Source organism: Xylanibacter brevis P6B11 (assembly GCF_000621825.1).
GTDB lineage: Bacteria > Bacteroidota > Bacteroidia > Bacteroidales > Bacteroidaceae > Prevotella > Prevotella brevis.
In genome coordinates, this window is sequence record NZ_JHXG01000017.1 from 13,001 (window position 1) to 29,450 (window position 16,450).

The following is a 16,450-nucleotide window of genomic DNA, read 5'->3' on the forward strand; positions in this document are numbered from 1 at the left end:
TCTTTCGGCATTTTTTGTTAACTTTGCATCTAAAATAAAAAATTAATGCTGAAATTCATTTCTTTCGGAAGCGGTAGCAGCGGCAATTGCTATTTCTTGTTTACAGAAAACGATGGCCTGCTGATAGATACTGGTGTTGGTGTGAGGACTCTGAAAAAACATTTCAGAGACTATGGACTTAGCTTATCGCAAGTACATCATATCTTCATTACGCACGATCATGCTGACCATATCAAATGCGTTGGCAGCTTGAGTCACGACTATCATCTTCCGGTATATGCTACAGCAGCTGTTCATAAAGGAATAGACAGGAACTATTGCGTAGCAAGAAAAGTGGCACAAGAGCATCGTCATCTTTTATCCTATGGCGAAACAATTCAGGTTGGCGACTTTGTGGTAACACCATTTCACGTACCACACGACAGCTCTGATAATGTTGGATATCTGGTCGAGGCAGAAAACCAGCACTTCTGCATTATGACTGACGTAGGACGCGTTACGGAAGAAATGGCAGATTATATTGGAAAAGCCAACTATCTGGTGATTGAAGCTAACCACGATCGTGAGATGCTTCAGCAAGGGCCTTATCCCGAACATCTCAAAGCACGCATTGTCAGTGGCACAGGACATCTGAACAATGTTCAGTGTGGTGAAGCTATTGCAAAATATGCAAGCACAGATTTGCGCCATGTGTGGTTGTGTCACTTGTCAGAAGAAAATAATCATCCAGAACTGGCACGTAAGACCGTCCAAACCGTACTCAACTCGTATGGTATTATTGCTGGCAAAGATTTTGAACTGGAAGTACTAAAACGTACCAAACCAACTGGTATATACGAACTGGGAGGCGGTGCGCCTACGGCGCAAAGTGAGAAGTGAGAGGTGAGAAGTATGAAGCAATAATATAAAGTATAAACAAAAACTATAAACAATATACAAAAACAATATACAAAAACAATAAACAAAAACAATAAACAAAAACAATAAACAAAAACAATAAACAAAAACAATAAAGGCTGTATCAATGAAGATACAGCCTTTTGTATTTAAAGAGTTGGGGAGATATTACTCACCCTTCTCCATCTGAGCCTTCAACTGAGCCAGAACGTCGATGTCACCGAGAGTGGTGCTTGCTGCAACATTCTCAATCTTTGGAGTGTCATCCTTCTTCTGACGGGGAGCAGCCTTGCGAGTTGCACGCTTCTCCTCACGCTGAGCATCCTCGAAGGTGCGGCTGTGAGAGAGAATGATGCGCTTGCTGTCCTTGTTGAACTCGATAACCTTGAAGGGCAGTTCCTCACCAAGCTGAGCCTGTGAGCCATCTTCCTTCACGAGGTGCTTAGGAGTAGCGAAGCCCTCAACGTTCTCAGCGAGAGAAACAACGGCGCCCTTCTCCAGAACCTCTGTGATCTTACCAGTGTGAACTGAACCTACAGCGTACTGATCCTCGAATACATCCCAAGGATTCTCCTCGAGCTGCTTGTGACCGAGAGACAGACGACGGTTCTCCTTGTCGATGTCGAGAACGACAACGTCGATAGGAGCACCTACCTGAGTGAACTCGCTGGGGTGCTTAACCTTCTTAGTCCAGCTGAGGTCGCTGATGTGGATCAGACCGTCAACACCTTCCTCGAGCTCTACGAATACGCCGAAGTTGGTGAAGTTGCGAACCTTTGCGTTGTGCTTAGAACCAACGGGGTACTTAACCTCGATAGCCTCCCATGGATCTTCCTTCAGCTGCTTGATGCCGAGAGACATCTTGCGCTCGTCGCGATCGAGAGTCAGGATAACTGCCTCAACCTCTTCGCCAACCTTCAGGAACTCCTGAGCTGAACGCAGGTGCTGGCTCCAAGACATCTCAGAAACGTGGATCAGACCCTCAACGCCGGGCTGTACCTCTACGAATGCACCGTAGTCAGCCAGAACGACTACCTTACCCTTGATGTGGTCACCAACCTTGAGGTCAGGATCCAGAGCATCCCAAGGATGAGGAGTGAGCTGCTTCAGGCCGAGAGCAATGCGCTTCTTCTCTTCGTCGAAGTCAAGGATAACAACATTGATCTTCTGGTCGAGCTCAACGATCTTCTTAGGATCATCTACGCGGCCCCAAGAGAGGTCTGTGATGTGGATGAGTCCGTCAACACCACCCAGGTCAACGAATACGCCGTAGCTGGTAATGTTCTTAACGGTACCCTCAAGAATCTGACCCTTCTCAAGCTTAGAGATAATCTCCTGCTTCTGAGCCTCGAGCTCTGCCTCGATAAGAGCCTTATGAGAAACGACAACGTTGCGGAACTCCTGGTTGATCTTTACAACCTTGAACTCCATCGTCTTGCCTACGAACTGGTCGTAGTCGCGGATAGGATGAACGTCGATCTGAGAACCGGGCAAGAAAGCCTCGATACCAAATACGTCTACGATCATACCACCCTTTGTGCGGCACTTGATGAAGCCCTGGATGATCTGCTGCTCCTCGAGAGCTGCATTTACGCGATCCCAAGCCTGAGACAGACGAGCCTTCTTGTGAGAAAGAAGAAGCTGACCCTTCTTGTCTTCAGCGCTCTCTACGTAAACTTCAACGGTGTCACCAACCTTCAGGTCGGGATTGTAACGGAACTCGCTAGCGGGGATGATACCATCGCTCTTGTAACCGATGTTTACGACAACCTCTTTCTTGTCCACTGAGATAACCTTACCTTCAACAACCTGATGGTCGGCTACCTTGTTGAGGGTCTCGTCGTAAGCCTTATCAAGCTCTTCTTTGCTGACGTTGGCTACGGTACCATTCTCAAACTCGTCCCAGTTAAAGTCCTGCAACGGCTGAACGTTCTTTGTTAATTCTGACATAAAATTTAATTTTGCGTCCCTTCTGTCGAAAGGGACAAGGCCTGAACAGACGTTTCTCAGACCATCTTTAATTGGTTAATATTCATAGGCGCTTGCGTCTGTTCAAACGTCTATTTCCTCGTATGAGGATAAAAAGCGGGTGCAAAATTACTCAAATTTATTGAAAATGAGCACTTTGCACCCTGATTATATGTTTTTATTTAAGTTTTTTTAAGATTGATACTCAAACAGAAGCTCTTCTTTGTCGTTTGCTTTGCTTATATGGATGGTATCACCTTCCTTAATATTCTCATTTAGAATGATTTCGCATATACCATCCTCGATGTATGTCTGTATGGCTCGTTTCAGTGGGCGAGCACCAAACTGCACATCATATCCTTTGCTGGCAACGAAGTCTTTAGCTTCATCCGTAAGTTCCATCTTATAGCCCATCTCTTCGATACGCTTGGCGAGTGGTTTTAGTTCCACATTGATGATACGCTTGATAGCTTCCAAATCCAACTGATCGAACGTAATGATTTCGTCCATGCGGTTCAGGAACTCAGGTGAGAACTGCTTCGAGAGCGCCTTCTGCACGATACTTCTCGCGTGCTCGCGATCCTTTTCGTTCATATTGAGTCCCAGGTTGCCAGCGGTGAAACCAACACCACGCCCGAAATCCTTCAGTTGTCGCGTACCGGCATTCGAGGTCATGATAATCACCGTATTGCGGAAATCCACGAAACGCCCGTTTCCATCGGTCAGTCGTCCCTCGTCCAGCACCTGCAGAAGCAGATTATATACGTTGCCATGAGCCTTTTCTATTTCATCGAGCAAAACGATAGAGTAGGGTTTACGACGAACACGTTCTGTCAGTTGTCCACCCTCTTCGTAGCCCACATATCCTGGAGGTGCGCCAATCAGTCTTGAGACGTTGAAGGCCTCCGTATATTCACTCATGTCAATGCGAATCAACGCATCGGCAGAACCAAACATAAACTCAGCTAATTTCTTAGCCAGATATGTCTTACCCACACCCGTAGGTCCGAGGAACATGAAAACACCAATGGGATGATTAGGTTCCTTCAGTCCCACACGATTGCGCTGGATGGCCTTAACCATTTTATCAATGGCAGCATCCTGAGCTATCACACAATCTTTCAGCTCCTGCGCCATACCTTTCAGTCGGATGCCTTCGCTCTGTGCCATTCGTTGCACAGGAACGCCAGTCATCATCGATACAACGCTGGCAATATCCTCCTCGTTGACGATCTGACGATCATCGCTGTTGCCCGATTGCCAGTTGGCTTCCATTGCAGCCAACTCACCTTCCAACTGCGTCTGTTTGTCGCGATAGCTGGCAGCCAGTTCAAAGTTCTGATTGCTGACGGCCGATTGCTTTCGTTCCTTGACGTGAGCCAGTTCCTTCTCTTTCTCAACGATATCATCTGGTATATGAGCATTGCGCAGATGCACACGAGATCCCGTCTCGTCCATCGCGTCAATGGCCTTGTCGGGGAAGGCTCTGTCGGAGATATATCGTCCTGTCAGTTTGACACAAGCACGAAGCGCTTCATCAGTATATTCTACGTGATGATGATGTTCGTATCGGTCTTTAATGTTGCGCAGTATCTGGAGCGTTTCTTCCTCGTTGGTAGGTTCTACCAGCACCTTCTGGAAACGACGTTCCAGGGCACCGTCTTTCTCAATACTATTGCGGTATTCGTCAAGAGTAGTAGCACCAATGCATTGTATGGTGCCTCGAGCCAAAGCCGGCTTCATGATGTTGGCAGCGTCCATTGAACCAGGAGCCGAACCAGCACCAATCATCGTATGAATCTCGTCTATAAATATAATAATGTCTGGATTCTGCTCAAGTTCCTTGATTAGCGCCTTGATACGCTCCTCAAACTGACCACGATATTTCGTACCAGCCACGACACTGGTCATATCCAGGCTCACGATACGCTTGTTGAAGAACATCGGCGAGGTCCGTCGTTGCGCTATCAGTTGTGCCAATCCCTCTACAATAGCACTTTTACCAACACCAGGTTCACCTATCAATATAGGATTATTCTTCTTGCGTCGTCCCAGTATTTCAATGACGCGTTGAATCTCGTTGTCGCGACCTACGACGGGGTCAAGCTTTCCATTTAAGGCAGCCAGAGTCAGGTCGGTAGAGAAATTATCGAGTACAGGCGTTTTTGACGTTGTCTTTGTCTTGGTCGTTGTGCTGCCAGCCGAGGCGTTGGCACTTTCGTGCGCACTGCCTCCCTCGAACTCCTCTTCCTCTTCATCGGGAAGTCCGATGCCATTACTTGGCTCCTTAGCGCGCAAGAGACTTAAAATATCATCATAATTCATGTTGTGATTCTCCAGAATTTGTTTAGCACCATTGTTTGCCCTGTCGTGCAGTATGGCCAGCAGCAGATGCTCTTCATCTACATTTTGTGTATGTTGGATGCGTGCTTCCAGCACAGCCAGCTTCAGAATGTTTGAGGCACTCTCGTTGAGTACAAGTTCGTGTTGGTTGTATTGTTCAAACACATCAGCATCATCTTGATGTGCTCTTAACTCCAAATCTTTCTTTACTTCATGAATATCTACATTCAGTCGAGAGAATACATTTGAAACAGGCCCATTGTCTATGCGCAGCATCCCCAGCAGCAAGTGCTCAGGTCTTACGGCGGAAGAAGACAGACGTTCTGCTTCCTCTTTTGAAAATGCAAGTATCTCAGATACTTTTGGTGAAAATCGGCTTGTCATAAATTCAATTTAAAAATATTTTCTGCTGAATGCACTAGTGCAAATGGTGTGCCAAACTCTTATAGCGCTCAAACATCGATGATATCCATCTCGTTTGTTAGTCGCACATTATTAAATATCTGCTTAGCTTCATTAAGAAGAACTCTTTCGTCTGGATACCGCGAGCTGTAGTGCCCCAACAGCAACTGCTTCACCTTTGCATCGCGAGCCACCGAAGCGGCTTGTTGAGCTGTGGAATGATTATATTTCTCTGCCATTGCCAGATTGTCAGTTGCATAAGTGCTCTCGTGATAAAGCGTAGTGACGCCATCCAACAATTTGTGGAGTTCTGGCATATACTTAGTATCCGAGCAATACGCATAAGCCCTCGGAGCGTCTGCCGGCTCGACCAGTCGTTCGTTGGGTACAATAGTACCATCAGGCAAGGTATAATCCTGCCCGTTTTTGATATTATTGATTTGCGAGATAGGTATCTGATAAAAATCTATCATATCCCGTTTGATGTGGGGCAGGGTCGGCTTTTCGCGGAAGATATAGCCACAACAAGAGGGGCGGTGCTGGAGTGGCACCGTCTCTACCGTCAGCGAACGGTCTTCATAGATCACCTGGTGGCACTTCGTATCTACGGCATGAAATTTCACCTCGTAGCCCAAGTCGCGACAAAAGAAGGCTATCTGCTTCTCGAGTATGTCGTTGAGAGCCTCAGGCGCGTAAATATTTAAGGTGGCAGTGCGCCCCAGCAGCCCAAAGGTGGATATCATACCAATGAGTCCGAAGCAATGATCACCGTGAAAATGCGAGATAAACACATGCCCCAGTTTTGTAAACGAAAGCGACGACTTGCGCATCTGTAGCTGAGTGCCTTCGCCACAATCCACCATAAACAGCTTTCCCCTGCATTCAACTACCTGTGATGTAGGAAGATGCTTCATGGTCGGTAAAGCACTACCACAACCTAAAATATGTACACGAAATGGTTCCACTATAGTTCCTGAAATTATAAAGTTTACATCATAAAGTCATCATCGCCGTTGTCCAGCTCAATGCCCAGTTCCTCTTCGACTACTTCTTTCTGACGACTGTATTCGAAAGTTTCTTCAGCATCCTGGATCACCAGCGAGTCTGGTGTGATGCGTTTAATCGAATAAATAAAGGTTTCATCGACATCTACGCCATCTTCGCGAGTGGACGTGATTTGCAGTTTTCCGTTGTAGATACGCCACGATTTGTAGATGATAGCGTTTTGGTCAATACCCTCTACCGATCCGCTTCGACGAATGCTGATGCCCGTCTCCGAACTGCCATCAATGGGGTTGGGCATCACCCAGTTGCCCAGGAGTGCCGTCTTGTTGATAACCAGCAGAGCTATAGTGCTATCGCCGTTGGCTACAACTGCCATTTCGTCACCCTTGTTGTATCCACCCTTAATATCGCCATTCTCACGAGCATTCGCCACGTTAATGTTGAGCGTATCGCCAGCATCCGTAATGATTTGCAAGATGTCGCCGGTTGACTTGTCAGTGCAAAAGCCGTAGATCGTGGAGTCGCGATAGGCATCCAGTTCCTCTTCTGCCTCGAGGTCTTCAGAGAAGTTAGCCTTCTTGCTACCTCCACATCCTATGGCGAGTATAGCCGCCATCACAAAAATCACTGTCTTTTTCATTGTCTGAATAGTATTTTCAATGTGTTTAGTCTATGTTTAATCTTTCATTCTGTTTAGCTTCGTTCCAGAGTTTATCCATCTCCTCGAGCGTCATCTCTGTCAGCGGACGCCCGGCACGGATGGAATGCTGTTCGATATAGTTGAAACGACGAATAAACTTAGCATTTGTTCGTTCCAGCGCATTATCGGGGTTCAGGTGATAGAGGCGGGCAGCGTTGATCACAGAGAACAAGAAGTCACCCAGCTCGTTGGTCGAAGCTTCCTTATCCTCGCGTACCAACTCGTCTTCCAGCTCCTTCAGTTCCTCGTGAACTTTCTCCCAAACATCCTCTTTCTTTTGCCAATCAAACCCCACGTTACGAGCCTTATCCTGAATGCGATAGGCCTTGATGAGTGAAGGTAAGGATGAAGGCACACCGCTGAGCACCGTCTTGTTGCCATCTTTCTCTTTCAGTTTGATTTGCTCCCAGTTTTTCAGCACCTGGTCGCTGGTGTCAGCCTTCGAGAACTCATCGTTGTCAGCAGCATTTTCAGGCACAAAGGGTAGGGGCTTTGGCTCCTCGGCACCCACCTGACTGGGGTGATAGACGTGGGGATGGCGGAAGATCAGCTTGTCTGTCTCGGCATTCAGCACATCGGCAATGTCAAACTGCTCCTTTTCGCGCGCTATCATCGCATAGAAACAGGTGTGCATCAGCACATCGCCCAGTTCCTTCTTGATCTCCTTTGTGTCGTCTTTCATGATGGCGTCGCAAAGTTCAAAGGTCTCTTCTATCGTGTTGGGGCGCAGGCTCTCGTTGGTTTGCTTCTTGTCCCAAGGACACTTCTCGCGCAACTGGTCGAGCACGTCAAGCAGTCGGCCGAAGGCTTTCATTTGTTCTTCTCGTGTATGCATACGTCTATTTTTCTGGCAAAGGTAAGCATTATTTTCGTAACAGCCAAATTTTATACAATGTTAGAAAATAGAGTAAAGGATTTGTTGCATTTTAATTTTTTTTTGTAACTTTGCACCCAATAAAGAGAAAGCTTTATAATAAGGTATGGAAATAGCAAGTAAATACGACCCAAAAGAGGTCGAAGGTAAATGGTATCAGTATTGGCTGGATAACAAGCTGTTCAGCTCAAAACCCGATGGTCGTGAACCCTACACAATCGTGATTCCACCACCCAATGTGACTGGTGTGCTTCACATGGGTCACATGCTGAACAACACGATTCAAGACATCCTTGTTCGTCGTGCACGCATGGAAGGCAAGAACGCCTGCTGGGTGCCCGGCACCGACCACGCTTCTATTGCTACCGAGGCAAAGGTAGTGAAGAAGTTGGCAGCCGATGGCATCAAGAAGCACGACCTCACGCGTGAGCAATTCTTGAAGCACGCCTGGGAGTGGACCGACGAGCACGGAGGCATCATCCTGAAGCAGTTGCGCCGCCTGGGTGCCTCTTGCGACTGGGATCGCACGGCCTTTACGATGGACGAGAAGCGCTCTGAGAGCGTCATCAAAGTGTTTGTCGACCTCTATCGCAAGGGCTACATCTATCGTGGTCTTCGCATGGTCAACTGGGATCCAAAGGCGCTGACAGCCCTTTCAGACGAGGAGGTGGTTTATCGCGAGGAGCAGAGCCATCTGTACTATCTGAAGTATTATGTGGCAGGCGATTGCGCTGTGGAGGAGACAGAAGGCAACGTGATTCATAAGGACGAGAAGGGCTACTATGCCGTAGTTGCCACCACGCGTCCTGAGACCATCATGGGCGACACCGCCATGTGTATCAACCCCAAGGACCCCAAGAACCAGTGGTTGAAGGGTCGCAAGGTGATTGTGCCTCTGGTGAATCGCGAAATCCCCGTCATCGAAGACCGCTATGTAGAGATTGAGTTTGGTACGGGCTGTTTGAAGGTTACCCCTGCTCACGATAAGAACGACAACATGCTGGGTAAGGTGCACAACCTGGAAACCATCGATATCTTCAATGCCGACGGTACCATCAGCAACGAGAGCACGATGTACGTAGGTATGGATCGCTTCGAGTGCCGCAAGCAGATTGTGAAAGACCTCGAGGCAGCCGGTCTGATGGAGAAGGTTGAAGACTATACTAATAAGGTGGGCTATTCTGAGCGCAATCCTGACACGGCTATCGAGCCACGCCTCTCTCTGCAGTGGTTCCTCAAGATGCAGCACTTTGCCGACATTGCGCTGCCTCCCGTGCTGAATGGCGAGATGCACTTCTATCCTCAGAAGTATGTGAACACCTATAAGAACTGGCTGGAGAACATCCAGGACTGGTGTATCAGTCGTCAGCTGTGGTGGGGTCATCGCATTCCTGCCTATTACTATGCTGAAGAGAAATATGTGGTAGCCGAAACTGCCGAGGAGGCTCTCGAGCTGGCACGCAAGGAGAGTGGCAACGCCAATCTGCAGATGGCCGACCTGAAGCAAGACGAGGATGCACTTGACACCTGGTTCTCTTCATGGTTGTGGCCCGTTTCGCTTTTCGACGGCATCAACAACCCCGGCAACGAGGAGATCAACTATTACTATCCCACCAGCGACCTCGTCACTGGTCCCGATATCATCTTCTTCTGGGTGGCTCGTATGATCATGGCCGGCGAGGAGTATCTGGGCAAGTTCCCCTTCAAGAACGTTTACTTCACGGGTATCGTTCGCGACAAGCTGGGTCGCAAGATGTCTAAGTCGCTGGGCAACTCGCCCGATCCTATCGATCTGATTGAGAAATATGGTGCCGACGGTGTGCGTATGGGCATGATGCTCTCTGCGCCTGCTGGCAACGACATTCTCTTCGACGAGAGCCTCTGCGAACAGGGACGTAACTTCAACAATAAGATTTGGAATGCCTTCCGTCTGGTGAAGGGCTGGCAGGTATCTGATGCTGCTGCCGACAATGGCAACAAGCAGGCTGTGGCCTGGATGGAAGCACGCATCAAGCAGGCCAATGCCGAGCTGCAAGACCACTTTGCCAAGTATCGCATCAGCGACGCCTTGATGACGGTCTATAAGCTCTTCTGGGACGAGTTCTCAAGCTGGTATCTGGAGATGGTGAAGCCCGCCTATATCGATGGTCAGGCACAGCCCATCGACCAGGAGACCTATGCAGCCACACTTCGCTTCTTCGAGATTCTGCTGAAGATGCTGCACCCCTACATGCCTTTCATCACCGAGGAACTCTGGCAGGCTCTCTACGAGCGCAAAGAGGGCGAAAGCATCATGCGCGACAACCTGAAGCTGGAGGCTCCTACTGCTGCCGACGATCAGCTGGTGGCCGACGTAGAACAGGTGAAGCAGGTAGTCAGCGGTGTTCGCATGGTGCGCAACCAGAAGAACATTGCCCCCAAGGAGAAGCTCTCTCTTCAGGCCGTAGGTCAGAATCATTTCGAGGCCTACAACGACATCATCGCCAAGATGGCCAACCTTCAGGATATCACCGTCGTTGAGAGCAAGGACGCCTCTGCTGCCGCCTTCATGGTGGGCACCGACGAGTTTGCCGTGCCTGTGGGCGACATGATCGACGTGGAAGAGGAGATCAAGAAGATGGAGGCCCAGATAGCCCACCTCGAAGGCTTCCTGGCCGGTGTGAAGAAGAAGCTCAGCAACGAGCGCTTTGTGGCCAACGCCCCCGAGGCTGTGGTAGCCCTGGAGCGCAAGAAGCAGGCCGACTCGGAAGAGAAGATTGCAGCCCTGCGTGAGTCGATAGCTGCATTGAAATAAGAAATATGTGTTTGAATTTAGTTTTATATTATGGAATGGTTTGTTAATCTATTTGCAAATACCGAATCGGTGGCACACATAGCTATTCTCTATGCCATTGTGATTGCCCTGGGTGTTTATCTGGGAAAGATAAAGATATTCGGTATCTCGCTTGGCGTCACGTTTGTCCTCTTCGCAGGCATCGTGTTGGGCCACATCTATCATTACTATGGAATGGAGGCAGCTCCTACAGACACGCTGACCTTTGTGCAAGACTTCGGATTGATTCTGTTTGTCTTCATGATTGGTCTTCAGGTGGGTCCTGGCTTCTTCGAGAGTTTCGGTAAGGCAGGTATCAAGCTGAATGCGCTGGCCGCTTCGGCTATCGTGCTGAACATTGTGGTGATGTTCGCCTGCTATTTCATTTTCTTCTACAGCCAGCACGACATCACCAATCTTCCTATGATGGTGGGTACGCTGTATGGTGCCGTGACCAACACGCCTGGTCTTGGTGCTGCCAACGAGGCGTTGGCATCGCTCAAGGATGTGTTTGGCGACAATCCTCCACAGATTGCCTCGGCCTATGCCTGTGCTTACCCCCTCGGTGTGCTGGGCATCATCGGTGCCACCATCCTGGTGCGCTATATGTGCCGCGTGAAGCTGGAGAAGGAAGAGGAGGCACTCGAGGAAGAGGCTGGCGCAAAGGCCACACAGAAGCCTCACCACATGCACCTGGAGGTATCTAATAAGTACCTGGAGGGCAAGACCGTGCTTCAGATCCACAACTTCCTGAACCGCGACTTCGTGGTGTCTCGCATTCTTCACGATGGCCATGTGTCTATCCCCAATCGTGACACCGTCTTCCACTTGGGCGACCAGATGTATATCGTCTGTGCCGAGGCCGACTATGAGGCTATCGTTGCCTTCATCGGTCCTGTGATTGAGGTCGATTGGGATCGTCAAGACCAGCCTTTGGTATCAAAGCGCGTGCTGGTGACCAATCCGAAGATCAACGGAAGGTCTTTCGGTCAGATGCACTTCTCGAGTGTCTATGGTGTCAACGTGACGCGCGTCACTCGTCATGGCATGGACATCTTTGCTTCGCCCAGTCTTCCCTTGCAGGTGGGCGACCGCATCATGGTGGTAGGTCCTCAGGATGCCGTAGATCGTGTGGCCCACATCATGGGCAACTCTATCAAGCGTCTTGATGCGCCCAACATTGCCACCATCTTCATTGGCATCATCGTGGGCATCATCTTCGGTTCGCTGCCCTTCGTTCCTGGCATGCCTCTGATGAAGCTTGGCATTGCCGGTGGTCCGCTGATCATTGCCATCCTCATTGGCCGCTATGGCTACAAGGTGAAGCTGGTGACCTATACCACGACGTCGGCCAACATGATGCTACGAGAGATCGGACTTGTGCTCTTCCTGGCATCCGTCGGCATCAAGGCCGGAGCCAACTTCTTCGACACCGTGATGACGGGCAATGGCGTGCTCTATGTGCTGACAGGCTTCCTCATCACGATCATACCTATATTAATTATAGGCCCCATCGCTCGACGCCTGAAGTTCAACTACTTCACGATTGCCGGTATGCTGGCAGGTACCTATACCGACCCCCCAGCACTGGCCTATGCCAACAGTATCTGCTCTAAGGAGGCCCCTGCGGTAGGCTATTCTACGGTTTATCCGCTGGCCATGTTCCTGCGCATCCTCACGGCACAGCTCATTGTGCTGTTCTGCTGCGGACAGTTCTAAGGGAGACAGATACCGCTTAACTCAACTTATATGAATAATGCACACATCAAGACTTTGGCTTAGCATAGTCGTTTTTTCCTCATCGATGATGATGTTCGCTCAGGGAGCAAAGAACATCATCATCAGTGAGGTTCAAACGCAAAACATAACGGGAATCAAGGATGCCTTTGGCAGCAACCTGCCGTGGGTAGAACTGGAAAACACCTCTTACACCACTTATAATGTAAGGGGTATGTACATCACCACCAATAAGGCCGTGCTCAACCAGCAGCTCTCTGCGCCCGAGCGCATCCGGCTGATGAGCGCCATCCCTTCGGGCGACGACCGCACCAGCTTGGGGGCTCGCAAGCATCTGCTGCTCTATCTCGGCGCCAATCCTGCGCATGGCTCGCTCCATCTCTCATCCCCCCTGTCGGCTGAAGGCCCCCAGTGGGTGGCCCTCTACAATGCCAATGGGGTAGAGCTGATAGACTCTGTCACGGTTCCCGCACTTCTTGCTGATGAGTCCTACGCTTTCCTCTCTGGCCGATGGATGGTGAGGGAAGCCCGCAGCGTGACGCCTGGCATAGCCAACCGTGCCGTCGCCGAATCTACCCACAAATCCAAGATTGACAAGTTCAAAGAGCACGACCCCCACGGCTTTGCCATGGCCTTCATGGCTATGGGCATCGTCTTCATGTGCCTGGCGCTGCTCTGGCTCTTCTTCATGCTCTTCGGCCTGCTGATGCGCCATCTCGAGACGGCCAAGCGTGTGGCCTACAAGCAGCCCATCAAGCCCATCACCAAGACGGTGGAAATCACTGCCGAGATTGGTCATAAGACCAGCAACATCCTGCAGGAAGGCTTCGACAAGAAGGGCATCGACATGGAGGTCTATATGGCCGTCATCGGCATGGCCCTGCGCCAATACGAGGATGATGTACACGACGTGGAGAGTGGCATCATCACCATCCGACCTAAGGACACCGAATGGGACGCCGAGTATAGTCAGATGACCCACTTCCACAAGCCCGTCGTGCCCTCCATGCATCAATCGCCCGCCATCCCCACTAATCCTGAAATGAAATAAAGCGCGTATGAAAACTTATCAGTATAAAGTCAAAGGTGTTGACTATCAAGTAGAGATTGCCGACGTAGAAGGCAACATCGCCAAGGTCAATGTGAACGGCATCCCCTTCGAGGTGGAGCTGCAGAAACCTATCAATGCGGCCAAGCATCCACAGATGAGCACACCCAAGGTCGCTGCGCCACAACCGGCACCCGCACCCGCAACAACTGCAACAACTGCAACTGCAACACCCGCTGCTGCGCCCGCACCAGCGCAAGGCGCCGGTTCGGCTGTGAAGTCGCCCCTGCCAGGCACCATCACCGATGTGAAGGTGCAGGTGGGACAGCACGTGAATGCGGGCGACGTCGTTCTCACCCTCGAGGCCATGAAGATGCAAAACAACATCGAGGCCGAGGTCTCTGGCAATGTCACCGCCGTAGCCGTGAAGCCTGGCGACACCGTCATGGAGGGCGCCGTGCTGATCACCATAGGGTAGGTCTTTCTTAAACCACTAAAAAATCGTATCATTATGTGGCAATTCATCATCGAAAACTTCAACGAGTTCCTGACCTATACAGGCTTTGCCAACGCCACTGTTGGCAACCTGATCATGATAGTCGTTGGCGCCGTCTTCATCTATCTTGCCATCAAGAAAGACTTCGAGCCCCTGCTGCTGGTGCCCATCGGCCTGGGCATCATCCTCGGCAACATACCCTTCCGTGCCGATGCAGGCCTTGAGATAGGGCTCTATGAGGACAATTCCGTGCTGAACATCTTCTACCAGGGCGTTCGTCAGGGTTGGTATCCGCCGCTCATCTTCCTGGGCATCGGCGCCATGACCGACTTCTCGGCCCTGCTGGCCAATCCCAAGCTGATGCTCATCGGCGCTGCCGCCCAGTTTGGCATCTTCGGTGCCTACATGCTGGCCTTGCTCTTTGGTTTCGAGCCCAATCAGGCTGCAGGCATTGCCATCATCGGTGGTGCCGATGGCCCCACGGCCATCTTCCTCTCGTCCAAGCTTTCGCCCAACCTGATGGGCGCCATTGCCGTGTGTGCCTATTCATACATGGCGCTGGTTCCGCTGATTCAGCCACCCCTGATGCGTCTGCTCACCACCAAGAGCGAGCGCACTATCAAGATGAAGCCCGGGCGCGAGGTATCACAGACAGAGCGCATCCTCTTTCCCATCATCGGACTGCTTATCACTACATTCATCGTGCCCTCGGCCCTGCCACTGCTCGGCATGCTGTTCTTTGGCAACCTGCTGAAGGAGAGTGGCAAGACCACCCGTCTGGCCAAGACAGCCGGCAGCGCCCTCAACGACATCGTCGTAGTGCTGTTGGGTCTCACCGTAGGCTGCTCTACCCAAGCCTCCGAATTTCTCACGCTGAACACCGTCTTTATCTTTGCCATTGGTGCCTTTGCCTTTGCCATAGCCACCGCCAGCGGAGTGCTGTTTGTAAAGCTGATGAACCTCTTCCTGCCCAAAGATAAAAAGCTGAACCCCCTGATTGGCAATGCCGGTGTCAGTGCCGTGCCGATGGCAGCGCGCATCTCAAACAACCTTGGTCTTGAGTACGACCGCCACAACTTCCTGTTGATGCACGCCATGGGTCCCAACGTAGCAGGAGTCATCGGCTCAGCCGTAGCCGCCGGCGCCCTACTAGGATTTTTGGGGTAAACGACCCCCTCTAAGACCCCCTAAAACCCCCTCTAAATCTCCCCAAGGGGGAGACTTTCTTACTTCTAACCCCCTCCTAAGCAACAAACAGCGCATCCAAAATAGGTGCGCTGTTTTTTGTTGTTTAAAGTGAGAAGTGAGAAGTGGTGCGTCTGTAGCGCAAACCAACCCCCTCTAAATCTCCCCGAGGGAAGACTTAACCACCTCCCTTGGGAGGGTCAGGGAGGGGTCGCTTTTTTTCTCCCCTCCCATGTAGGGGAGGGGTCGGGGGTGGGGTCAGTGTTGTTCTAACTGCCAATGGAGATACAGACCCCACTCCCTTGAAGGGAGGGGAGTTCAGCGGATGATATATGCAATTTATAGAACATACCCCAAAAGGATTCTTTCGTACTATGCGGTTGAAAATCCAAGGACTCCAACCCCCCTCCCCTTGGGAGGGATGGGGAGGGGTTCCTGTCGGGGAGGGGTTCCTAGTTCATACAACTAGCCACGCCGAGGCTAGTTGCGATTGCCGTGAGCACGGCGATGATGGTCTGCACAATAAATTTCCAAGTTTCAATTTTGTTTTTCATGGTATTATTCGGTTAATTTGATTGTTTTTAAAGGCCTACGGATTCTTTTAGTCGGTGTTCCGCCTTTGGACTCCGCTATGCGCCTGAGCACCTACGGAGCGCAAGAAAAGCGGCAAAGCCGAGCGATACGGATTTTACGTGCGGTTGTTTCCTTAGCTTGAACCTTGCGCAGCCCCTCCCCTCCCATGTAGGGGAGGGGGCGGGGTGGGGTCAGTGTTGTTCTAACTGCCAATGGAGTTACAGACCCCACCCCCAGCCCCTCCCCTTGAAGGGAGGGGAGTGGGAGGGTCGGGGAGGGGTCTGTTAGTCCTCATTCTCCCCCTGACTCGCGGTCTCAATTCCCGCCAACTCCTTCACGTTAAGGAGCGAGGCACGCTTCTTCAGCGACTTCGACGTCAGGTCGTTCAAGTCCATGCGACTGGGCTGGAA

General features: G+C 50.6%; 12 protein-coding genes. 6 read left to right on the top strand and 6 right to left on the bottom strand.

Annotated elements, in window-relative coordinates:
- The first annotated feature begins 45 nt into the window (after nt 1–45).
- Nucleotides 46–879 carry an MBL fold metallo-hydrolase gene (locus tag T496_RS13880; RefSeq protein ID WP_044111019.1) on the top strand — a complete coding sequence of 278 codons (834 nt, stop codon included), beginning with the start codon at nt 46–48 and terminating at the stop codon, nt 877–879.
- 186 nt (nt 880–1,065) lie between these two features.
- Here the strand turns inward: T496_RS13880 and rpsA are convergent, their stop codons facing one another.
- The 5 genes from rpsA to mazG all read right to left on the bottom strand — a co-directional run bounded on the left by rpsA (nt 1,066) and on the right by mazG (nt 8,150).
- The gene (gene rpsA, locus T496_RS0109535; RefSeq protein WP_027450549.1) at nt 1,066–2,847 is read right to left on the bottom strand and encodes a 30S ribosomal protein S1; all 1,782 of its coding nucleotides are present in this window, start codon (nt 2,845–2,847) and stop codon (nt 1,066–1,068) included.
- Nucleotides 2,848–3,057: 210 nt separating this feature from the next.
- The gene (locus T496_RS0109540; RefSeq protein WP_027450550.1) at nt 3,058–5,592 is read right to left on the bottom strand and encodes an ATP-dependent Clp protease ATP-binding subunit; all 2,535 of its coding nucleotides are present in this window, start codon (nt 5,590–5,592) and stop codon (nt 3,058–3,060) included.
- Between the two features lie 68 nt (nt 5,593–5,660).
- Nucleotides 5,661–6,575 (bottom strand): ribonuclease Z, encoded by a 915-nt coding sequence (locus T496_RS0109545; protein WP_027450551.1) that lies wholly within the window; start codon nt 6,573–6,575, stop codon nt 5,661–5,663.
- A 23-nt stretch (nt 6,576–6,598) separates the two neighbouring features.
- Nucleotides 6,599–7,255 (bottom strand): lipocalin family protein, encoded by a 657-nt coding sequence (locus T496_RS14455; RefSeq protein WP_052342167.1) that lies wholly within the window; start codon nt 7,253–7,255, stop codon nt 6,599–6,601.
- 25 nt (nt 7,256–7,280) lie between these two features.
- Nucleotides 7,281–8,150: a nucleoside triphosphate pyrophosphohydrolase gene (gene mazG / locus T496_RS0109555; RefSeq protein WP_027450552.1), complete on the bottom strand. Its 870-nt coding sequence runs from the start codon at nt 8,148–8,150 to the stop codon at nt 7,281–7,283.
- A 145-nt stretch (nt 8,151–8,295) separates the two neighbouring features.
- Here mazG and T496_RS0109560 point away from each other — a divergent pair, with 145 nt between their 5' ends.
- The 5 genes from T496_RS0109560 (at nt 8,296) to T496_RS0109580 (ending at nt 15,449) form a co-directional block, all read left to right on the top strand.
- Nucleotides 8,296–10,983 (top strand): valine--tRNA ligase, encoded by a 2,688-nt coding sequence (locus T496_RS0109560; protein WP_027450553.1) that lies wholly within the window; start codon nt 8,296–8,298, stop codon nt 10,981–10,983.
- Between the two features lie 30 nt (nt 10,984–11,013).
- Nucleotides 11,014–12,720, top strand: a complete 1,707-nt coding sequence (locus T496_RS0109565; RefSeq protein ID WP_027450554.1) for a putative transporter — start codon at nt 11,014–11,016, stop codon at nt 12,718–12,720.
- Nucleotides 12,721–12,805: 85 nt separating this feature from the next.
- Nucleotides 12,806–13,789 (top strand): OadG family transporter subunit, encoded by a 984-nt coding sequence (locus T496_RS0109570; RefSeq protein ID WP_231478036.1) that lies wholly within the window; start codon nt 12,806–12,808, stop codon nt 13,787–13,789.
- A 7-nt stretch (nt 13,790–13,796) separates the two neighbouring features.
- A complete protein-coding gene (locus T496_RS0109575; protein ID WP_027450556.1) occupies nt 13,797–14,264 on the top strand; it encodes an acetyl-CoA carboxylase biotin carboxyl carrier protein subunit in 468 nt (155 codons plus the stop codon).
- Nucleotides 14,265–14,297: 33 nt separating this feature from the next.
- Nucleotides 14,298–15,449, top strand: coding sequence for a sodium ion-translocating decarboxylase subunit beta (locus tag T496_RS0109580; RefSeq protein ID WP_027450557.1), 1,152 nt, complete (start codon nt 14,298–14,300; stop codon nt 15,447–15,449).
- A 470-nt stretch (nt 15,450–15,919) separates the two neighbouring features.
- Here T496_RS0109580 and T496_RS14985 read toward each other — a convergent pair whose 3' ends face one another.
- A complete protein-coding gene (locus T496_RS14985; RefSeq protein WP_155808454.1) occupies nt 15,920–16,021 on the bottom strand; it encodes a smalltalk protein in 102 nt (33 codons plus the stop codon).
- Nucleotides 16,022–16,450: the final 429 nt, after the last annotated feature.